The 21653-nt window shown below is 39.3% G+C and carries 23 protein-coding genes and 1 pseudogene; 17 read left to right on the forward strand and 7 right to left on the reverse strand.

The window, feature by feature from the left end; genetic code table 11:
- Positions 1–18 precede the first annotated feature (18 nt).
- The 3 genes and pseudogenes from yaaA (at position 19) to F2A31_RS07020 (ending at position 1718) form a co-directional block, all read left to right on the forward strand.
- Complete coding sequence (gene yaaA / locus F2A31_RS07010; protein ID WP_150025775.1) at positions 19–801, forward strand: peroxide stress protein YaaA; 783 nt, start codon at positions 19–21, stop codon at positions 799–801.
- A 19-nt stretch (positions 802–820) separates the two neighbouring features.
- Positions 821–1085: pseudogene (locus F2A31_RS07015) on the forward strand (hypothetical protein).
- Between the two features lie 9 nt (positions 1086–1094).
- Positions 1095–1718 (forward strand): HD domain-containing protein, encoded by a 624-nt coding sequence (locus F2A31_RS07020; RefSeq protein WP_150025776.1) that lies wholly within the window; start codon positions 1095–1097, stop codon positions 1716–1718.
- A 151-nt stretch (positions 1719–1869) separates the two neighbouring features.
- On the opposite strand, the gene F2A31_RS07025 is transcribed toward F2A31_RS07020, so the two are convergent.
- The 5 genes from F2A31_RS07025 to F2A31_RS07045 all read right to left on the reverse strand — a co-directional run bounded on the left by F2A31_RS07025 (position 1870) and on the right by F2A31_RS07045 (position 4623).
- Complete coding sequence (locus F2A31_RS07025) at positions 1870–2655, reverse strand: thiazole synthase (RefSeq protein WP_004639328.1); 786 nt, start codon at positions 2653–2655, stop codon at positions 1870–1872.
- Positions 2656–2678: 23 nt separating this feature from the next.
- Entirely contained in the window at positions 2679–2876 is a 198-nt protein-coding gene (thiS, locus tag F2A31_RS07030; protein ID WP_150025777.1) for a sulfur carrier protein ThiS, read from the reverse strand.
- A 9-nt stretch (positions 2877–2885) separates the two neighbouring features.
- Entirely contained in the window at positions 2886–3251 is a 366-nt protein-coding gene (locus tag F2A31_RS07035) for a DUF423 domain-containing protein (RefSeq protein ID WP_150025778.1), read from the reverse strand.
- 108 nt (positions 3252–3359) lie between these two features.
- Positions 3360–4229 (reverse strand): RNA polymerase sigma factor RpoH, encoded by an 870-nt coding sequence (gene rpoH / locus F2A31_RS07040; protein ID WP_150025779.1) that lies wholly within the window; start codon positions 4227–4229, stop codon positions 3360–3362.
- A 151-nt stretch (positions 4230–4380) separates the two neighbouring features.
- A complete protein-coding gene (locus F2A31_RS07045) occupies positions 4381–4623 on the reverse strand; it encodes a sulfurtransferase TusA family protein (protein WP_150025780.1) in 243 nt (80 codons plus the stop codon).
- A 379-nt stretch (positions 4624–5002) separates the two neighbouring features.
- Between F2A31_RS07045 and F2A31_RS07050 the strand changes: the two genes are divergently transcribed.
- From F2A31_RS07050 to fba, 3 genes are all read left to right on the forward strand, one after another.
- Positions 5003–5215, forward strand: coding sequence for a cold-shock protein (locus tag F2A31_RS07050; RefSeq protein WP_004911569.1), 213 nt, complete (start codon positions 5003–5005; stop codon positions 5213–5215).
- Between the two features lie 100 nt (positions 5216–5315).
- Positions 5316–6467 (forward strand): ATP-dependent RNA helicase RhlB, encoded by a 1152-nt coding sequence (gene rhlB / locus F2A31_RS07055; RefSeq protein WP_150025781.1) that lies wholly within the window; start codon positions 5316–5318, stop codon positions 6465–6467.
- 211 nt (positions 6468–6678) lie between these two features.
- Positions 6679–7716, forward strand: coding sequence for a class II fructose-bisphosphate aldolase (gene fba / locus F2A31_RS07060; protein ID WP_150025782.1), 1038 nt, complete (start codon positions 6679–6681; stop codon positions 7714–7716).
- Between the two features lie 91 nt (positions 7717–7807).
- Here fba and F2A31_RS07065 read toward each other — a convergent pair whose 3' ends face one another.
- Positions 7808–9121 (reverse strand): peptidylprolyl isomerase, encoded by a 1314-nt coding sequence (locus F2A31_RS07065; protein WP_150025783.1) that lies wholly within the window; start codon positions 9119–9121, stop codon positions 7808–7810.
- A complete protein-coding gene (locus tag F2A31_RS07070; RefSeq protein WP_150025784.1) occupies positions 9121–11589 on the reverse strand; it encodes an LPS-assembly protein LptD in 2469 nt (822 codons plus the stop codon). The genes F2A31_RS07065 and F2A31_RS07070 overlap by 1 nt, the downstream gene beginning before the upstream one ends.
- A 118-nt stretch (positions 11590–11707) precedes the next feature.
- On the opposite strand from F2A31_RS07070, the gene F2A31_RS07075 reads away from it, so the two are divergent.
- The 11 genes from F2A31_RS07075 (at position 11708) to F2A31_RS07125 (ending at position 21524) form a co-directional block, all read left to right on the forward strand.
- Positions 11708–12721: an aminoglycoside phosphotransferase family protein gene (locus F2A31_RS07075; RefSeq protein WP_150025785.1), complete on the forward strand. Its 1014-nt coding sequence runs from the start codon at positions 11708–11710 to the stop codon at positions 12719–12721.
- Complete coding sequence (gene murU / locus F2A31_RS07080; RefSeq protein ID WP_150025786.1) at positions 12721–13410, forward strand: N-acetylmuramate alpha-1-phosphate uridylyltransferase MurU; 690 nt, start codon at positions 12721–12723, stop codon at positions 13408–13410. The genes F2A31_RS07075 and murU overlap by 1 nt, the downstream gene beginning before the upstream one ends.
- Before the next feature lie 172 nt (positions 13411–13582).
- Positions 13583–14218 (forward strand): 16S rRNA (guanine(527)-N(7))-methyltransferase RsmG, encoded by a 636-nt coding sequence (gene rsmG / locus F2A31_RS07085; RefSeq protein WP_150025787.1) that lies wholly within the window; start codon positions 13583–13585, stop codon positions 14216–14218.
- Between the two features lie 18 nt (positions 14219–14236).
- Positions 14237–15019: a ParA family protein gene (locus F2A31_RS07090; RefSeq protein ID WP_150025788.1), complete on the forward strand. Its 783-nt coding sequence runs from the start codon at positions 14237–14239 to the stop codon at positions 15017–15019.
- Positions 15016–15903 carry a ParB/RepB/Spo0J family partition protein gene (locus F2A31_RS07095; protein ID WP_150025789.1) on the forward strand — a complete coding sequence of 296 codons (888 nt, stop codon included), beginning with the start codon at positions 15016–15018 and terminating at the stop codon, positions 15901–15903. The genes F2A31_RS07090 and F2A31_RS07095 overlap by 4 nt, the downstream gene beginning before the upstream one ends.
- 58 nt (positions 15904–15961) lie before the next feature.
- On the forward strand, positions 15962–16591 hold the full coding sequence (locus tag F2A31_RS07100; protein ID WP_150025790.1) for a MotA/TolQ/ExbB proton channel family protein: 630 nt from the start codon (positions 15962–15964) through the stop codon (positions 16589–16591).
- A 14-nt stretch (positions 16592–16605) separates the two neighbouring features.
- On the forward strand, positions 16606–17034 hold the full coding sequence (locus F2A31_RS07105; protein ID WP_150025791.1) for an ExbD/TolR family protein: 429 nt from the start codon (positions 16606–16608) through the stop codon (positions 17032–17034).
- Positions 17031–18758 carry a lipid A export permease/ATP-binding protein MsbA gene (gene msbA / locus F2A31_RS07110; RefSeq protein ID WP_150025792.1) on the forward strand — a complete coding sequence of 576 codons (1728 nt, stop codon included), beginning with the start codon at positions 17031–17033 and terminating at the stop codon, positions 18756–18758. The genes F2A31_RS07105 and msbA overlap by 4 nt, the downstream gene beginning before the upstream one ends.
- 2 nt (positions 18759–18760) lie before the next feature.
- The gene (gene lpxK, locus F2A31_RS07115) at positions 18761–19768 is read left to right on the forward strand and encodes a tetraacyldisaccharide 4'-kinase (RefSeq protein WP_150025793.1); all 1008 of its coding nucleotides are present in this window, start codon (positions 18761–18763) and stop codon (positions 19766–19768) included.
- Between the two features lie 9 nt (positions 19769–19777).
- Entirely contained in the window at positions 19778–20539 is a 762-nt protein-coding gene (gene kdsB, locus F2A31_RS07120; RefSeq protein ID WP_150025794.1) for a 3-deoxy-manno-octulosonate cytidylyltransferase, read from the forward strand.
- 1 nt (position 20540) lies between these two features.
- Complete coding sequence (locus tag F2A31_RS07125) at positions 20541–21524, forward strand: DNA polymerase III subunit delta' (protein ID WP_150025795.1); 984 nt, start codon at positions 20541–20543, stop codon at positions 21522–21524.
- The last annotated feature ends 129 nt before the right edge of the window (positions 21525–21653 follow it).

The following is a 21653-nucleotide window of genomic DNA, read 5'->3' on the forward strand; positions in this document are numbered from 1 at the left end:
ATTTATTTTTGATTGATTATGCTTACTTTAATTTCTCCAGCGAAAACACTTGATTATACAACCGCTTTACCTACAGATACATATACACAGCCACGTTTATTAGAACAATCACAGCAGCTGATTGATGTATGTCGCAAGCTTTCTGCGAGTGAAATCGCATCTTTGATGACGGTTAGTGAGAAAATCGCCAATTTAAATGTAGAACGTTTCCGTGACTGGAATGCAGATTTTGATTTTTCCAATGCACGTCAAGCCTTGTTTGCATTTAAAGGTGATGTGTATACCGGTTTAGATGCTTATCACTTGAAAGATCAGGATATTGATTTTGCCCAGCAGCATTTACGTATGTTGTCTGGTCTTTATGGTTTATTACGTCCGTTGGATTTGATGATGCCGTATCGCTTGGAAATGAGTACTAAACTAAAAAATACACGTGGACATAATCTTTATGAATTCTGGGGCAGCATTATCACTGACCAAATTAACCAAGATTTAGCTGACATTAATTCAAAAGTATTGGTAAATTTAGCATCTGATGAATATTATAAGTCAGTGAATGAAAAGAAAATTCAGGCAGAAATTATTAAGCCTGTATTCTTGGATCAGAAAAACGGAAAATATAAAGTCATTAGTTTCTACGCGAAAAAAGCGCGTGGTCTGATGGCAAGATACTTGATTGAAAATAAATTAAGCCAAGTAGAACAATTAAAAGCATTTGATAGTGAAGGGTATTACTTCGATGCTGAAAGTTCATCGGATAAAGAACTAGTCTTTAAGCGAGATGAACAGCACGCAGCTTAGATTTGCCTTGGGTGGTGGGATGTTAACCAAAGAATATTTACTAAAGCATGGATATCGTCTGATCAAGTCCGAATCAAAGGGTATCTGACAGAACCTCGGCGTTATGGGGGGTACAGCCTTTAGATCTTGATGGCACTCGATGGTTCCGATTTGGTAATCATCCTATCCGTCAACAGGAACTAAAACATGAGTTTGGTTCCTGTACCTTGTACCAGCTCTTTCCTGAGCGTAAAGATGCAGAGTCCTTGGCAAAGTGGCTGAATTTGAATAAAGAAATCCAATGAGGATGAGTAATGCAGCAGTATTTAACGCTATTAGAAAAATCATGGTTTGAACTGCATCGGCATTATCATTTTTCTGAACCGCAGAAAGTTTTTAATAAGTTGATTGCTGCCTACAGTGAAAAACAGCGAGCTTATCATACGCTTCAGCATGTGTATGAATGTTTGATCTTGCTTGAATCGATTCGATCTGACTTAAAAGATGCTTATTCAGTTGAGTTAGCACTTTGGTTTCATGATGCGATCTATGATCCGCAAGCAAAAGATAATGAAATGAAAAGTGTGGAGCTGTTTGAAAAGTATATGGCTCAGGACCTATCTGTTGAGATTGTTGAAAAGATCAAGCGCTGGATTATTGCGACGCAAAAGCATGAATCAACGAACGAGTTGGATTTGCAGTTTTTATTAGATATCGATTTGGCGATTCTAGCGGCTTCACCAGAACGTTTCGAGGAGTATGAGCAACAGATTCAACAAGAATATGCTTGGGTGGAATCAGAAATTTATTCCATTAAACGAAAAGAAGTTCTTGCACATTTTTATCAAGTGGAACCGTTGTATCAAACGGAATATTTTCAACAGAATTTTGAGCAAAGGGCGAAAGTGAATTTGAGGGAAATATTAGATGAGAAATAGTTCAAATATTCCTAAGTTCCCTAACACTAATGCTAGGGTAGCATTGGCAAAGCGATTGAACTTACCTTATCACGATAATATGTAAGATTGGGAATATGAAGTTGCTGTAATAATGGGCGAACTGTGTTCGCCCAAAACATGATGATTTGATTTACTTGAAGAAATAACCCGTTTCAGGCGAGCTGGCATTGGCCATACGCTTACGCGGCATACGACCCGCCAAGAATGCTTCACGACCCGCTTCAACGGCTTTTTTCATCGCAGAAGCCATCAAAATTGGATTTTGCGCCGCGGCAATGGCTGTATTCATCAATACGCCGTCACAACCGAGTTCCATCGCAATCGCCGCATCACTTGCAGTACCCACACCAGCATCCACCAATACAGGAACTTTGGCATTTTCTTTGATGATGGAAATGGTGTGTGGATTCAGAATGCCGAGACCGGAACCAATTAAACTACCCAAAGGCATGATTGCTACACAGCCCATGCTTTCAAGCTCTTGAGCGACGATCGGATCATCCGAGGTGTAGACCATGATCTCAAAACCATCATCAATCAAGGTTTGCGCGGCTTTGAGCGTTGCAGTCACATTCGGATACAAGGTTTTTTCATCACCGAGTACTTCAAGCTTTACCAAGTTGTGACCATCAAGCAGTTCACGAGCCAGCATGCAGGTACGAATCGCGCTATCTGCATCAAAACAGCCAGCTGTATTTGGCAGAATCGTGTATTTCTCAGGTGGAATGACTGAGAGTAAATTTGGTTGATCGGCATGCTGACCAATGTTTACGCGACGAATTGCAACGGTCACAATTTCAGCACCGCTTGCTTGAATGGCTAAATCGGTTTCATTGAGATCTTTATATTTACCAGTTCCGACCAGTAGACGAGATTGGAAAGTACGTGAACCAATAATTAAAGGGGAATCTTGCATGGGCTTACTCCATTTTTAGCCGATTAGCCGCCACCAACAGCTTGGATAATTTCAATACGATCTTCAGGAGCAATTGCGGTTTGCTCAAGTTTGCTCTTAGGAATGATTTGCTGGTTCTTTTCTACAGCGAAGCGTTTGCCTTCAAGTGCCAAGCTTTGAATCAATTGCTGTAGATTTTCACAAGACGTGTCTGTTGACTCGCCATTTAAATAGATATGCATGATAAATCCTTATTTCGCATGTTTGGTCGCATGCCATGCGAGGAATAGCCAACCTGCGATCATAAAGGCACCACCAATCGGCGTAATCGCACCTAATATTCGAGGCAAGCCCAGCGCCATAATGTACAATGAACCACAGAAAAAGAGGATGCCAATTTGCATCAAAATAAACGGAATTTTTATAGAAAAAGTTGGCGTGGTTTTATTTAATACGCCCAACATTAATAAGCCAAGCGCGTGGTAGAAAAAATATTGGGTTGCGGTACCCCACCAAGTCAGTTGCTCAGGCGTTGCAAAGGATTTAAGTCCATGAGCACCAAACGCTCCGAGCATGACTGCAAGGGCAAGATTGATTGCAGAGATTGCTATCCACATATTGGAAATAGAACTGGAAATTTGATAAACAAAATTAACATATTCGGGACTTTAAACAAAGACAAGATAAAACAAAAGGGCATTATAGCCCTTGTATTTGATCTGATTTTAACTTGCAGACATGGCGGTTTTGATCTTTTCCATCGCATTCTTTTCAAGCTGACGAATACGTTCTGCTGAAACGTTATATTCGGCAGCTAATTCGTGTAGTGTAGATTTATCATCATCTAGCCAACGACGTTGTAAGATATTACGTGAGCGATCATCAAGTTGATCCATAGCCTCATGTAGTGCTGCAGTACTTTGTTCTTCGTAATCTTCTTCTTCAGCAAGTCGTGCTGGATCATAACGATTATCTTCTAGGTAGAGTGCAGGAGCTGTATGTGGTGTATCATCGTCATCATCACCTTGTGCTTCGAAAGCTGCATCGTATGCGGTTAAACGACCTTCCATTTCGAGCACTTGCTCAGGCGTCACATTTAAATCATTTGCAATCGCTTGAGCTTCTTCTAAAGACAGTCGCTTGCTTGATTTTTTGAGACTACGTAAATTAAAAAATAATTTACGTTGAGCTTTGGTTGTTGCAATTTTAACGATACGCCAGTTACGAATTACATATTCGTGAATCTCAGCCTTGATCCAATGCACGGCAAATGAAACTAAACGCACACCCATATTTGGATCGAAGCGCTTAACAGCTTTCATCAATCCGAGGTTGCCTTCTTGAATCAGATCGCCTTGTGGCAATCCATAACCTGCATAGCTACGTGCAATATGAACAACAAAACGTAAGTGTGACATTACCAGTAATTTGGCAGCATCAAGATCTTGGTCATAATAATAACGCTCTGCAAGTTCTTTTTCCTGCTCGGCTGTTAAAATTGGAATTTGATTGACAGTACTGATATATGCACCAAGATTTACGCCTGGCGCAGACAATGACAGGGGCATCAATTGATTGCTGCTGTCAGTAGTCATGGAGTCTCCTTATAGGATGGTATTTAAGTCAACAATTTCATCTTAATGCGAATGTTCTTCATCACTAAGGAAATTTGAGTATAGAAATGTAAATTTATCTTTACCGTTTACCAAGAGTTTAGCAAAGAAAGTGAGTTGAGTTCTACAAGACCTAAAGAGATTCAATGAGGTAGTGAAATTCATTTTCAGATATTTTCGTTGTTTGGCATTGTAGATTTTTGATTTGGCAATATCGTGTTACATCAATTTCACTATGTGGATCTGATGATTTTAATAGGTAAAGTTTTTTACCGTTTGATTTTTTTAGGGCTCGTTTCAACATTAATAATGGCATTGGACACGGTTGTCCTAAAGCATCAATAATTTCAGTTGAATGAGAGGGTAAGGTGGTCATATCGGTTGAATATAGCTTTCATGAAAATTGATTCTGATTGATTTTATAGGTGGGGGGAGTGTTCAACAAGTTGTTTTTCGCTCTTATCTATATTTAAGTCTATAAACTAAATGATGAGCATAAACAGATAGAAGCATAGGAAATAACTTAAAATATATCTATTAATTGTCATAAACCCATGTTAAGCTCGATGCGTTTTAGGAAGTGTTTCATTTCGTTTTATCGTAAAAAACCCTATAACAAATGGATGTAACCGGAAATTGTTGATAGTTTTACAGAATGATTACAAGCTTTAAAATTATAAGATTTTAAAACCTTGTTGGCTCTGCTGTTTGCAACACCGGAAGGTCCTTATCTTTCAATATCTGAGGATTGACTTATGACAGCTCGTGAACAAGGCGTAGTAAAGTGGTTTAATGACACTAAAGGCTTTGGTTTTATTCAACGTAACGGCGGTGATGACGTATTTGTTCATTTCCGTGCAATTGTTGGTGAAGGTCACCGTTCTTTACGTGACGGCCAACGTGTAGAATTTAGCGTAGTTCAAGGACAAAAAGGTTTCCAAGCTGAAAACGTTCAGCCTTTAGACTAATTTGTTGCTTTGACGCAATATAAAACGCTCCAATGTTATTTGGGGCGTTTTTGTTTATAATAACGACTTTGTTTTGGTCATTGATGGTTTGAGAGCATATATGACGTCTGGTTTTGAAACCTTGAAATTACATCCGCAGTTGAAAAAAGCGATTGATGCTTTGGGTTTTACTCAAATGACTCCAATTCAACAAAAGGTTTTAAAATATACGCTAGCAGGGCACGATGCAATTGGTAGAGCACAAACGGGGACAGGTAAAACGGCTGCCTTTCTAATTAGTGTGATCAATGATTTATTAAATAATCCAATTCAAGAACAGCGCTTCCGTGGTGAGCCACGAGCATTGATTTTAGCGCCTACCCGCGAGCTAGCACTACAAATCGAAAGTGATGCAAAAGCATTAACAAAGTTTACTAATTTGCATCTTGTTACGTTACTTGGTGGCGTTGATTTTGATAAACAGAGAAAGCTACTTGATCGTAACTTTGTTGATATTGTGGTCGCAACACCTGGACGTTTAATTGACTTTGTCGAGCAAAAAGAAGTTTGGTTAGATCGAATTGAATTTTTGGTCATTGATGAAGCAGATCGATTATTGGATATGGGATTTATTCCTTCTGTAAAGCGTATTGTGCGTTATTCTCCATTTAAGGAGCAAAGACAAACTTTAATGTTCTCAGCAACGTTTAGTTATGATGTTTTGAATTTGGCGCGTCAGTGGCTATTTGAACCTGTTACAGTTGAGATTGAACCTGAGCAGAAGACCAATGTAGATGTTGAGCAGCGTGTATATGTTGTTGCAAAGCAGGATAAATATAAATTATTGCAAGATATTTTGCGTGAAGAGCCAATTGATAAAGTCATGATTTTTGCGAATCGTCGGGATCAGGTTCGTCGTTTGTATGATCATTTGAAACGTGATGGATACAAGGTTGGTATGCTATCTGGTGAGATTGCACAAGATAAGCGTTTAAAAATGCTGGATCAATTCAAGCAAGGTAAGCACAATATCATGATAGCAACTGATGTGGCTGGACGTGGTATTCATGTTGATGGTGTTTCACATGTTGTGAATTTTACTTTACCTGAACAGTCAGATGATTATGTACATCGTATTGGGCGTACAGGTCGTGCTGGAGCTCAGGGGGTGAGCATTAGTTTCTTATCAGAAGATGATGCGTTTTATTTACCTGAAATTGAAAAAGCAATTGGGAAAAAACTACCGCTTACACGTCTTGAAGGATATTGTTAAGGGTTTATTTAATTTGTTTTCTGCATTTTTAGGTAAAACTTTGTGTGATCAAAGGCTAAATCTTTTTTAGATTTAGCCTTTTTTGTTGATAAATGTGGTTGGATACGCAAATTACACAAAAGATTCAGGTTTTTTTTTCAAATCCAGTGATTAGTTGCTGAATTGAAATAAATCAACATGTAGAATATGGCGCATTACCTGGGAGGATATTATGGCTCTAATCTCGATGCGCCAGCTCTTGGATCACGCTGCAGAACACAACTACGGCGTACCAGCGTTTAACGTAAACAACTTAGAACAAATGCGCGCAATCATGCTTGCTGCAGATGCGACAAATTCACCTGTAATCGTACAAGCTTCGGCAGGTGCACGTAAATATGCAGGTGCACCTTTTTTACGTCATCTTATTTTAGCTGCAATTGAAGAATGGCCACATATTCCAGTGGTAATGCATCAAGATCATGGTACAAGCCCTGATGTTTGTCAGCGCTCTATTCAGTTGGGCTTTAGTTCAGTGATGATGGATGGTTCATTAGGGACTGATGGCAAAACACCTACATCTTATGATTATAACGTTGATGTAACTCGTCGTGTAGTCGCTATGGCACATGCGTGTGGTGTTTCAGTCGAAGGTGAGATTGGTTGCTTAGGTAGCCTTGAAACTGGTATGGCCGGTGAAGAAGATGGTGTAGGTGCGGAAGGTGTACTTGATCATTCTCAATTGCTTACCTCTGTAGAAGAAGCAACTCAATTTGTTGCCGATACAAATGTCGATGCTTTGGCTATTGCTGTAGGTACTTCACATGGTGCGTACAAGTTTACTCGTCCACCTACAGGTGATATCTTGGCAATTGACCGCATCAAGGAAATTCATGCTGCATTACCAAATACGCATCTTGTAATGCATGGTTCAAGTTCTGTACCGCAAGAATGGTTGAAAGTAATCAATGAATTTGGTGGTAACATCGGCGAAACTTATGGTGTTCCAGTAGAGCAGTTGGTTGAAGCAATTAAGCACGGTGTTCGTAAAATCAACATTGATACGGATCTTCGTTTAGCATCTACTGGTGCGATCCGTCAATTCTTGGCTGAGAATCCTGCTGAATTTGATCCACGCAAATATTTCGCTAAGACTGTTGAAACAATGCGCGATATTTGTATTGCGCGTTATGAAGCATTCGGTACAGCAGGTAATGCTGACAAGATTCGTCCAATTTCTTTAGAGAAAATGGTAGATCGTTATAAATAAGCGTTTTGCAATAAAAAACAGCGCTTTTAGCGCTGTTTTTTATTTGTAGAATGAACCAGTTCAGCAAGTTGACTGGTTCTATTTCTGGGGGTTACTTTTGTTGAGCTCTAGAATCTAAGCTAACATCTTTGATTTCAACATAAGCATTAGCACGTAATTCACGTGTCCAACTATCAACTTCTGTTTCAAATTGGCGTTCACCTAGAATTTGACGAGCCATTCGCTCTTGAGCTTCTTTGGTCATATCTTGTTGGCGAGTATCTGTTACTTCCAAAATATGCCAGCCAAATTGACTTTGGAATGGCTCACTGAGTTGGCCTACAGGAGTTTCTTTCATGACTTTCTCAAATTCAGGTACCATTACTCCCGCATTAACCCAACCCAAGTTACCGCCATCACGAGCTGAACCAGGATCATTAGAGAAGGTGGCTGCTAAAGTTGCAAAGTCTTCACCAGCTTTAATCCGATTGTAGAGGCTATCGATCATTTGTTTTGCACGATCTGAACTAACAACTTCTGATGTTTGGATTAAAATATGGCGAGTTTTGTATTGAGGGACAAGCGCTCTTTGATCGTTTTGCTTACGGTCTAGTAATTTTAAGACGTGGGTTCCATCGCGAACATTCACAAGACCAGTGGTTTGTCCAACTTGTAAAGGTGTAATGCGAGCAGCAAGTTCTGTTGGAATGTCTGATAAAGTACGGAAGCCCATATCTGCGCCATCAACTTTGATGGTTTCTGTAGATAATTTGTTGCTAATTGCTTTAAGGTCATTGCTGGTTGTCAGTGATCGTCTAACCTCCTCAGCAACTTTTTTCACTTCATTATTATCTGCGCCAGAGATACGCATATGGAGAACATGTACTTGTGTTCCTAATGCAGCTTGTCCCTCTGGTGATTTTAGGAAGTTTTCAACATCGTGATCACTGATTTTGATTCGAGACATCACTTGCTGTTGACGTAGACGTCCGATTGCAAGATCTTCGGCAATGCGGTTTCGTAGGTTTTCATAAGTCCCAGGTGCAATTGCATCTAATTTTTGTTGAAAAGCAGAAAGAGAGTTAGTACCTGATTGATTCGCAACTCTTAAAACAGCAGCATTTAGGCTGTTTTCATCAGGTTTGATGCCGTAACGTTTTACTTGCTCTAACTGTGCTTGACGAATAATTAATTGATCCAAGACTTGCATTTGCAAATATTGTTGTGGAGGTACAGTTTGGTTTTGAGCTTTTAATTGGTGTTCAGCTTCAGCAATTCCTTGTGCTAAATCGCTTTTCAGAATGACACTACTATCTACAATTGCGACAACCTCATCCGTAGGCTGAGCAAAGCTTTGCATTGATGAAGAAATTAGGGCGGCTAGAACAGTGGTTCTAAAGATATGCTGAAAGTGTTTTATCTTCATTAACGTTGTGTCCAAGATTGATTAGTTTTGTTGAAACCTAGAACTCTATTCTCGAGTAGAGAGGCTAGTTTACTATTTAAAGCGCCCAAACCTTTTAGAGTGAACTCAGCCATGACCGCATTTTTCTTACGTACATCTGGAGAGTTTGGATCATCCAAATCATTGTAGTAAGAGCGACCATAAACTGAAACAGCCCAACAACAAGATTCATAATTTACGCCAAGTAGGTATTCGCGCATAAGGTTATTGTCTAGGTCATACTGAGCATGTCCCATGATACGCCAATTATCTTTTACAGGTTGTATAAACGATGCAACAACTTGGTCGTAAGCATCTTGTCTATCTTTGATATCTTTTCGATAAAAATAGCCAACATTGTAAAGATTGCCTTTTTCACCAGTATAATAGGCTTGAAAATCACGCTGGGCATTATCACCGTTAGACATCCATGCTGAATTAGCGCTAATGGTGAAATTTTGATTGAGCTGACTAGATAAGCTAACCACTGGGCCAGTGCGGCGCTGAGTGTCAAACTCATCGAGTTGTTCGTTTAAGCTAACACGACGATCATTAAAATAATAACTTTGTCCGACGCTAGCTTTAATTCGTTCCAAACCTTCAGTATCTAAAAGGCTATAAGTCACACCAAGCGATAAAAAGTTGTTATCGTCTAAACGGTCATGTCCATAAAAACGATATGGATTAAATAACTGGTCGTAACTGATCGATGCTGTTGTGGAGTCAAAGTTTGGGTGATCGTCTTGCTTTCTATATGGTGAATAAGCGTAAAAAGCACGAGGAGAAATACTTTGTAAGTATTTTCCATCTTTTTCAAAAGTTAAGCCTGTTGCTAAAGTAAATTGTGGGACGACGACAGATTTTTCTAAATCGTTGGAGCTGCGATTTTGCTGTGAGTCTTGGTCGTAGAATGTATTGATACTACGTACTGAGGCTTCAGGAATAACATAAAACCATGAGGGGGTCATGTAGTTATAACGAACAGCAAATTGATTATAAATACGCGTACCACTTGATTCTAATGCTGACCCATCATTGATCGACTTCTTAAAGTAAGCTGTATCATTGTTAAATTCATATTGCAGACCTTGTGGATTGCCTACAACATAATTTAATAAGAATTGAGGTAATCTTGCATAAGGTTTGTCTTTATCATCGATTTCCTTATCAAGTGTTTGGAAATCTTCAACTTTTAATTGCGCTTTTAGACCAGGGATGCCATTACGATAATTTAGTTCCCACGCACGTCGTAAGTTTAAATCGGTTCGTGTATTGGGGTTGTTATTAAAGTCAGAGAAATAGTCTTTATCTGATGCGTAATTGTACTCTAAGTTGGTTGACCACTGATCATTGATTTTCCAGTCATGGAGCAGATGGAGATCAGAGCGGTTTTCCTTATTTTCCTCTTTATCATTGGGGATATATCCACCCCAAATTTGGCCGGAACCAAAGTTTTCAGTCATGTAGCGAAATTCAGCGTCTAATTTCGCGCCGCGTTTGCTCATAAAACTTGGTGTGAGGGTTAGGTCGTAGTTCGGTGCTAAATTAAGATATACAGGAATTGCAAGTTGCGCACCGCCATCATTACTATAACCAAAATTTGGGCTTAAAATACCTGTTGTACGACGATCATCTATCGGGAAGTTAAAATAAGGTACAGCGATTACTGGTACATCTTTGACATACAGTTTAGTACCGCGAGTAACACCACGCCCAGTATCTTGATTTAACTCAATTTGCTTAGCTTGAATTTTCCAAGCAGGTTTTTGTTCTGGTGGACACGCGGTATAGCTTGCATCTTTTAATACGAGAAGATTTTCATTTTTACGAAGTATTTGACTTGCCTGTCCGTGAGCGTGCTGTTGCTCTGCAATATAAAAACTATTATTTAAATCACCAGTTTGGGTCTTTAGGTTGTAGTTGATTTGATCGCTTTGGGTTATCAAGCCAGATTGTGCGAGTTGTACTCGACCTTGGGCATTCGCATGAGTTTGTGTTGAGTCGATTGTTACTTGATCAGCACGAATAGTACGACCTTCTTGATCGATAACAACATTTCCCTGTAATACTGAATCTCCATTTGGATTGTAATGCCCATAATCTGCTGTAATAACTGATGTTGTGCTATTGGGGTCGCTTGGTTTTGTTGCAGGGCTTATTGGTGTAATCCATGTACCTTGACAAAACGAAGAGCTTAAATACTGATTATTACGTAATTGAGCTTCAGGGGCTGACTTATCTACATAATATTGTTGAAAAAAATGCTCACCAGCATAGTTTTCTTGTGGTTGTTCAACGTGGCTTTTCTCGGCGAGGGCTTTTAGTTGAGCATTGTCTAGTGTCGAGACATGAGACGTTTTGGTTGCTGCGAAACCAGATTGAATCGAGCCGCCACACAAGAGTGTCAAAATAGCTGTTGCTAAAGGATTAAATTTAAACTGATGTTTCATTGTCTCATTAACCAGTATGCTAATTCACAATTAATTATTGTCGCATCATAGAGAAAAAGTTGATAAGTGGCTACACTTAAGCTTTCAAAATCTCAGCTAGTTTTAGATTTTATTGCAAATGAATACACAACGTGAACAATTGATACAAACTTGGCTTCAAGCCACTCTCCAATCTGATCAATTCGAGATCAACTTCTTAGCAGGAGATGCAAGCTTTCGTCGTTATGCGCGAATTACGTTACAAAACAAAACATATATGCTCATGGACGCGCCGCCTGAAAAAGAAGATTGTGCACCATTTGTAAATATCGATGAGTTCTTTGACAAGAATGGTGTGCGTGTCCCGCATATCGTTGCCAAAGATCTGACATTGGGTTTGTTGTTGTTGGAAGATTTTGGTGATGTTGTGCTATCCACATTATTGAATGATCAGACTGTAGACGACTATTATGCTCAAAGCTTTAAGCAACTGATCGAGCTGCAACAAATTGATGGACAGGAATATTTACCCGCTTATTCTTATGAAAAGCTGATGACTGAAATGCGTTTACTTACTGAGTGGATGTTACCTTCATTAAATATTCAGCCGACAGAACAGCAATTAGAAACGATTGAGCAAGCATTTGACTTTCTTGCGATTGAAGCAACTCAACAGCCACAAGTGATTGTACATCGTGATTTTCATAGTCGTAATCTGATGAAAATTGAAAATGAACAAGAACTGGGAGTTATTGATTTTCAGGATGCGGTAATTGGTGCAGACACTTATGATCTGATTTCGATTACCCGTGATGCTTATGTACAGTGGAATGCTGAACGTGTGTATCAATGGTTTGAAGTGTTCTATAACTTATTACCAGCTTCAGCTAAAGAAAACCGCAGTTTCGAGCAGTTTAAACGTGATGCTGACCTAATGGCGATTCAACGCCATATCAAGATTCTAGGTATCTTTGTGCGTTTGTTCGAACGTGATGGTAAATCGGGCTATCTAAAAGATTTGCCAAGAGTGATGTGGTACTTACTCGAAGAAAGCCAAGGTTATGATGAGTTGAATGACTTTATGCAATTTATCCGTGATGTAGTCATGCCGAAGTTTATTGCTAAATATGGTGATTATGAGGTTGCAGCATAATGAAAGCGATGATTCTAGCCGCTGGTTTGGGTAATCGTATGCGCCCACTAACTTTGCATACCCCAAAGCCTTTGTTGGAGGTTGGTGGTAAACCACTGATTGTCTGGCATATTGAAAAACTGCAAAAGGTGGGTGTCACTGAAATTGTGATCAATACAGCTTGGTTGGGTGATAAGCTTGTTGCCGCTTTAGGTGACGGTTCCCAATTTGGTGTGACGATCTTGTGGTCGCACGAAGGTGAGGGTCTGGAAACAGCTGGTGGTATCATCAATGCTTTGCCATTGCTGGGTAATGAACCTTTCATTTTGGTGAATGGTGATGTTTGGACCACTATGGATTTTGCACCATTGTTAGATATTGGATTAGGGGCTAAACAGGCACATTTAGTTTTAGTGGATAATCCACCACAGCATTTAAAAGGCGATTTCATCCTAGCAAATGATTTGGCTTATACTTTTGAGCAAGAGCAGTTGGGAGAAGCCTTAACCTATAGTGGTGTGGCTGTTTTGGCGCCACAAATGTTTGCTGGGCTAGAACATGGCAAGCGGCCATTGGCGCCGTTGTTAAAAGAAGCAATGTCAGCGGGGCAGGTTTCAGCTGAAAAACTGCAAGGTGTCTGGGTGGATGTGGGAACGCCAGAGCGATTAAAGCAATTAGATCAGCAAATTCAACAAGGCTTGTTTGCTTAGCCAGCTGCTTGTTTATCTTTGGATTATTGTCAGGCAAGCAAAAAAACTAATAGATTATGCAGTTTATCATGCTTACACTTGTTTAACTGCGTAATCGTTCAACAACTCCTACTGTGTCTTGTATCAGAAATAGGTATACTGCACAGCAAATTTATCGAGTATTTGCACCGTTATGCATCCTTTTTTTCAAGAATTAAAGCAAGGAAGTCAAGCCTTAGGTTTAAGTCTAAGTGAAGAAGCCCTAACACTCTTGTTGAAATATCAAGATGCTTTGGTGCTATGGAATAAGGCATATAATCTAACAGCTATTCGTGAGCCTAAAGAAATGTTGGTTAAACATTTATTGGATAGTTTAAGTGTCTTAAATGATTTACCTGCTGGGCGTTTGTTAGATGTGGGCACTGGTGGTGGTATGCCAGGCATGATCATTGCATTGTGTCAGCCAGAGCGTAATTGTGTGCTGCTAGATTCAAATGGAAAGAAAATTCGGTTTTTGAAACAGTTTATCGCAGACCTAGGTCTTACAAATGTAATTGCAGTGCAAACGCGTGTTGAAAATAAAGACAGTATTACTGAACTTGGTCATTTCGATGTCATTACAAGTCGTGCATTTGCATCGCTGACTGATTTTGTTAATGCTGCACAACCATATATGCATAAACAAAGTATTATTGCTGCGATGAAAGGTCTTATTCCTGAAGATGAAGTTGAGCAGATGAAAGATGAGTATTCTTGTAAAATCATTGAACTTCGTGTGCCAAGACTGGATGAGCAACGTCACTTGCTGTTACTTCAACGTATTCAATAAAAAATATTAAGGGTAGTTATGGCTCAGATTATAGCAATTGCAAACCAAAAAGGTGGTGTAGGGAAAACCACGACAGCGGTAAATCTTGCTGCTTCTTTGGCGATCTTAAAAAAACGTGTCTTGTTGGTCGATATGGACTCTCAAGGGAATGCGACGATGGGGTCTGGCATTCAAAAGAATGATTTACTTTATACTGTAGCAGATGTGCTTTTGGGTGAGGTACCAATCGAGACAGCGATACAGAAAGCAGAAGTTGGTTACAAAGTCTTAGGTGCAAACCGTGAACTTGCAGGGGTTGAGCTTACTATTGCAGAACAGGATGGGCGTGAGTTTATTCTAAAAAATGCTTTGCAAGAAATTGATGCGTCATTTGACTATATTATTGTAGATTGTGCACCTAGCCTTAGTCTGATTACTGTAAATGCATTAGCTGCAGTAAATGGTGTCATCATTCCAATGCAATGTGAATATTATGCTTTGGAAGGATTAGCTGATTTAACACAAACGATTGATCGTATACAAAAAGCATTGAATCCAAACTTGGAAATTGTTGGTGTATTACGTACTATGTATGATGCTCGTAATGCGCTGACTCGAGATGTATCTGCTGAGTTGGAACAATATTTTGGTAAAAAGTTGTACGAAACAGTAATTCCTCGAAATGTCAGACTCGCTGAAGCACCCGCACATGGTTTGCCTGTGATTTATTTTGAAAAAAGTTCGAAAGGTGCTGTTGCCTATCTGAATTTGGCTGCCGAAATGTTGAAGAAAAGTAAAGTGAAAAAAGGAAGTGCTGTATGAGCATCAAAAAACGCGGATTGGCTAAAGGTCGTGGTTTAGATGCGCTACTGGGTTCAATTCAGAAAGAAAAGTTGCAACTTGAAGCACAAGCCTTGGATCATGGCCAACTCAAGCAAATTGATGTGAATTTATTAAAGCGTGGTGAATATCAACCTCGTCGTTTTATTCAAGAGCAAGATCTTCAAGAGCTCGCATCATCAATTGAAAAGCATGGTGTGATGCAGCCTATAGTGATTCGTCCAGTAGACGATGAACAGTATCCATATGAAATTATTGCTGGTGAGCGCCGTTGGCGTGCAGCACAATTGGCAGGGTTGACTGAAATTCCTGCAATTGTACGTGAGCTGAATGACCAAGTAGCGATTGCATTAGCATTAATTGAAAATATTCAGCGTCAAGATCTAAATCCAATCGATCAAGCTCTCGCTTTGCAACGTTTTCATGACGAGTTTGGTTTAAGTCATCAGGAAATTGCTGAGACAGTGGGTAAGGCGCGTGCAACAGTAAGTAATTTATTGCGTTTGCTTAGTCTAGCAGACCCAATTAAAGCGTTTATGCAACAAGGTCAACTTGACATGGGACATGCACGTGCGATCTTGAGTCTAAAAGCAAAAGATCAAATGGACGTTGCAAAGATCGTTATTGAAAAAGGTTTGTCGGTACGCCAAACTGAACAATTGGTGCGTGAGAGGAATGAACCCAAACCTGAAAAGGAGAAAGCAATGGTTTCTCCTGATATTGAACAATTGACCCAAAAATTATCAGAGCGTTTTGGGGCAAATGTTAAAATTGACCATAATCAAAAAGGTAAAGGGAAAATGGTCATTCATTATCACTCATTGGATGAGTTGGATGGAATTTTAAATATTTGTTTGCCAAACTGAACTTATAACATTGAGAGACCATCCTTTTATAATTTTTTAAATATTATTGGGGAATGATATGTGGGAACTTGTTAAGGCAGGTGGTTGGTTAATGCTGCCGCTTATTCTCTCATCAATTTTTACGGTTGCCATCATTATCGAGCGTTATATCCGTTTGAAACGCTCACAAGTTTTACCGCAAGCGCTGTTGGTTAAAGGGGCTGATGTAGAAGATGTTGTTTTGACCCTTGAACAGCCAGAAATCAGTCATAGTGCGTTGGGGCGAATTTTAAAATCTGGATATGATTCCCGAGATCAAGGGGAGCAATTTGCTTGTGCCCAAATGGAAGCCACCGCTTCAGGAGAAATTGCATATCTTGAAAGAAATATAAATTTCTTAGGAACATTGGGGGCGATTGCGCCATTACTTGGTTTGTTGGGCACGGTTCTCGGTATTATTGAGGCATTTTTGGTTGTTGATGTGGGCTCGGCTGGAAATGCGAGTATGATGATGCCTGGAATTTCGACAGCTTTGATTACAACGGCTGTGGGGATGTTAATCGCAATTCCTGCGATGATTGCATATCGCTATTTTCAGCGTGTTGTGCATGAATATACTGCTGAGTTAGAACAACAATCAACATTGTTCCATGCTGCTCTTTTTTATAAAAAGACATTACAAATTCAAGAACATCGTCGTGCCAGTTGAATGGAGGTATGATGATGAAATTTAAGCGCGCTCAAGTTGAAGATATTCATATAAATTTGACACCAATGATTGACTGCATGTTATTTATTTTGGTGTTCTTATTGCTTTCTACAACGTTTAGTCAGCAAAGTCGTATCAATTTGACATTGCCTGATGCTCAAGGCGTTCCACCGAAACAATTCGATCACAAAATTGAAATAATGGTAGACTCAAAAGGGCATTATTCTGTGAACGGCCAAGCTATGGCGAGTAAAGAGATTGCTGATCTGAGTACTGCGGTTAAGCAGATTGCTCAAGATCGTCGAGATTTTATGTTTGTGATTGCTGCTGATGCAAATGCTGCGCACCAAGATGTTATCCGCGCTATGGATGTGGCGGGGCAACTGGGTTTTGTCAATGTCAATATTAGCACTAAAGTTCCAACGAGAGGTTTTACTGAGTGAATCAAGATTTTAAGGTCTATTTGCGTCTTTTAGCTTATTTAAAATCTTATTGGGGCGTAGCCTTATTTGTATTGATTGGTTTTAGTATTAATGCTGCAACAGAAGTTTCTGTTGCAAAGCTTCTTAAATTTATTATTGATGCAATACAAGAAGGTAGTCGAGAAAACTTAAACTGGTTTCCTGCCTTGATTGTCTTGCTAATGTTTTTCCGAGGCATTGGTTTGTTCTTGGGTGGATATTTTACAGCTGTAATTTCGCGTAGATTGGTGTTTAGTATTCGTCAGGAAGTGTATGCAAAGCTACTCAGATTACCTTCTCAATACTATTTAGATAATACTTCTGGACATATTAGCTCTAAATTGATGTATAACGTCCAGCAGCTAACAGCAGCCTCTTCCGATTCAATACAAACCTTAGTGAAAGATGGTCTGATTGTTATTGGCTTATTGAGTTATTTATTTTATACCAATTGGCGTTTAACGCTTTGTATTATTGTATTTATGCCTGTGATTGGGGTATTGGTACGTGTTGCAGCAAAGCGTATGCGTAAACTTTCTGTTCAAGTACAAAACACCATGGGTGATGTGAACCATGTGGTTCAAGAAACCATCAATGGTAATTCTGTGGTGAAAAGTTTTACTGGTGAGGCTTTTGAACAGCAACGTTTTTATAAGTCTTCTGAAGAAAACTTACGTCGCGGTTTGAAAATGGTGGTCGTTCAGAATATTAATAGCCCCGTGGTGCAGTTAATTTTATCATGTGCAATGGCGGTCATTCTTTGGTTGGCATTGCGTCCACAGGTATTTGGTGACACATCTGCTGGAGAGTTTGTTGCATATATTACGGCTGCAGGTTTAATTTCTAAACCAGTGAAAAACTTGACTGATATTAATGAAAAATTACAGCGTGGTCTTGCAGCTGCGCATTCGGTATTTGAGTTATTAGATTTACCTGAAGAAGAAAATAAGGGTCAATTAAAGCCTGCACTCAAGGGAAATATCCGTTTCGACCATGCTAATCTTCAGTATTCAGACGGTACGCATGCGATTAAAGATTTCTCGTTGGAAATCAAGGCTGGACAAACGATTGCTTTGGTTGGGCGCTCTGGAGCTGGGAAGACATCGTTAGTTAATATGCTGCCACGTTTCCAAGAGCTAAGTCGCGGTCAAATTTATTTTGATGACACGCCTATTGATCAAATAGAGCTTTTATCATTGCGTTCACAAATTGCTATGGTTAATCAGCAGGTCGTGTTATTTAATCGCTCAGTACGTGACAATATTGCCTATGGACAATTGCAAGATTCAAGTGATGAACAAGTCATTGCTGCTGCTAAAGCTGCTTACGCACATGAGTTCATCATGGCATTACCACAAGGCTATGATACGATTTTGGGTGCACAAGGACTAAATTTATCTGGCGGTCAACGTCAACGTATTGCAATTGCACGCGCAATATTAAAAGATTCACCAATTTTGATTTTAGATGAGGCAACAAGTGCTTTAGATAATGAGTCTGAATATTTTATTCAGCAAGCATTTGATGAGGCAATGCAAGGTAGAACAACAATTGTTATCGCACACCGTCTTTCTACGGTTGAGAACGCTGATTTGATTGTTGTTATGGATAAAGGGCAAATTATAGAGCAAGGAACGCATACTGAATTGCTAGCAAAACACGGGATGTATTATCAACTACATCAACGTAATTTTGAGGAAGAGTAAGTATGTCCATGGCGCAACGTATACAGGATGCTTGGAACCGACAGGCTTCATGGTTAATCGTATTGCGTCCATTAGCATGGCTATATCGGTTAGGTTTTTGCCTAAATAAAAGTTTATACGCAATCGGTCTGAAGAAAGTTTATAAAGCACCTGTGCCAGTCATGGTCATTGGTAATATTACGGTAGGTGGTAGTGGTAAAACACCATTATTGATCGAGTTGGTGAAGCATTTACAGCAGCAGGGTATTCGAGTTGGTGTGATTAGTCGAGGTTATGGCGGTCATGGACCTTTTCCCGCGATTGTTGACCAAAACTCTACTCCTTCAGAAGTTGGGGATGAACCTTGTTTGATCGTCCAATCCACTCATGTGCCGATGGCTGTAGGGGCGAACCGTCAAGCCTCAATTGAACTGTTATTAAACGCCACTCAACTTGATCTGATTATTAGCGATGATGGTTTGCAGCATTGGGCTCTAGAACGTCAAATTGAATGGATCGTTTTAGATCAGAATCGTGGTCTTGGAAATGAAAAATTATTACCAGAAGGTTATTTGCGCGAACCTAAATCTCGATTGCAAAAGAGTACAGTGATTCAACATACCAGAAGTGCTGATTCTGAAAGAAATATGCATTTAGGTGTTGGTGAACCTTATTTACTTAATTCCAGCCTTCAGGGGAATTGGTTTGATGTAAATCAGTATTTTAATGCAGTTGTTGGTATTGGCTTTCCTCAACGATTTTATCAAACCTTAAAGACGCTAGGTGTTCATCAATTTCAGGCACATGAGTTTCCTGATCATCATGAGTATGAAATTGAGGATTTAATATTTGATTCGAATGATGCAATCATTACGACTGAGAAGGATGCTGTGAAATTTAAACAATTGCTAGAACAATATCCTGACTTTAGTACACCGATTTGGGTCATTCCAGTTAAAGCTATTTTATCACCTGATTGCTACGATTTGCTAAAGCAACAGTTACAACAAATTGGTATCCAATTTTCTTAGAGAATGACCATGAAACATATCGTTATACCTGCTCGTTTCGCGAGCTCTCGTTTACCTGCTAAGCCACTATTGCTGATTCATGGTCGCCCAATGATTTTGCGCGTAGTTGATCAGGCTAAAAAGGTTGATGGTTTTGATGATCTATGTGTAGCGACAGACGATCCTCGTATTGCTGAGGTATGCCGTGCCGAAGGTGTGGATGTTATTCTAACTAGTGCAGATCATCCTTCTGGTACAGATCGTTTGAGTGAAGTTGCACGTATCAAAGGTTGGTCGGAAGACGATATTATTGTGAATGTTCAGGGTGATGAACCTTTGCTTCCTGCGCAACTTGTTAAACAAGTTGCACAATTGCTTGTAGATAATCCTCAATGTTCAATGTCGACTTTATGTGAGCCAATTCTGCACTTAGATGAATTCCAGCGAGATAGTATTGTTAAAGTTGTGATGTCAAATCGTAATGAGGCGCTTTACTTTAGTCGTGCAACGATTCCTTATGATCGTGATGGTTCTAAGCAAGCTAATGTTCAATTGCATGGTCAAGCATTTCGTCATTTAGGTTTATATGCATATCGCGTTAAGCTGTTGCAAGAATATGTAACATGGCAACAAGGTAAATTGGAGGTTTTAGAGAGTTTAGAGCAATTGCGTGTTTTAGAGAATGGTCACCGTATTGCGATTGCTGTTGCTGAAGCTAACCTACCACCGGGTGTTGATACACAAGCTGATTTGGATCGACTTAATGCGATGCCAGTAAGTGCGTTTGAATAATATGATAGACGATACACAGGCAACAACAATTTTTCCTTGGCATCAACAGACTTGGAAGCTACTTAGTTCGAGATTTCCTGATCTTGGACATGGGTTATTGTTTTATGGCAAAAAAGGTTGTGCGAAAGATGAGTTTACAGCTCGTTTTGTTGCTTGGGTTTTATGTTTGAACAAACAGCCTGAATCAGCATGCGGGGAGTGTAGTAGCTGTCAGTGGTTAAAATCTGATACTCACCCAAACTATGTGCATATCACGACGGATGAGGATAATAAAAAGCAGAATGCTAAAATTAAAATAGAAAAAATACGTGATTTACTCCCATTTGTACAACAAACAGGTGAAGGTTGGCGTGTAGTTGTAATTGAGCCTGCGGAAGCTTTAAATACAGCCTCTGCAAATGCATTATTAAAAACTTTGGAAGAGCCTGGTGAAAAGGTTGTTTTGATTTTACTTGCTGATCATTATTTAAAATTACCAGCCACAATTCGTAGTCGATTACAACATTTTGCTTTAGATCGGTTGAATTCTCAGGAAGCTGAATTGTATATACAGCAGCAAATCCCAGCAATTACACAAAATCAAATTTCTTTGCTGCTGAATCTGGCAAACGATATGCCGTTGACGGCAGTTGAAATTGAAAAGAGTGATTGGCTACAAAAACGATCTCAATTTGTTAGTGATTGGTTGAAGTTAGTTGCTGAAAAAAATATGCCTTTAAGCTATGTAAATAAATGGTCAAAAGAACTGAATTTTTCAGAATTCATGATTATGTTTGAATATTTGTTGGGAGATTTAATTGCTTTTAAGCTTAAGCAATCACTAAGAAATGTGGATTTAGATTTTCAAGAACTTGAAAGACATTATCAACTAGACGACTTATTTAATATTTATAGTGATTTGCAGCAAAAGAAATTGATGGTTGCCCAAAATGTACAAGCACAATTGATTATGGATGAGCTTTTTATACAACTTATGAATGCATAGTTGTATCTTAGTGTTGCTTAGCTATCGATTGTTTTTGGATGTTTTTGTAAATATTGTATGTAAATTGTTTTATTGTTCTATCTTCCTGATAAAAAATAGATAATATGTGAGTCACTTCACAATAATATT

Origin of the sequence: Acinetobacter suaedae (genome assembly GCF_008630915.1) — a bacterium.
GTDB classification, from domain to species: domain Bacteria; phylum Pseudomonadota; class Gammaproteobacteria; order Pseudomonadales; family Moraxellaceae; genus Acinetobacter; species Acinetobacter suaedae.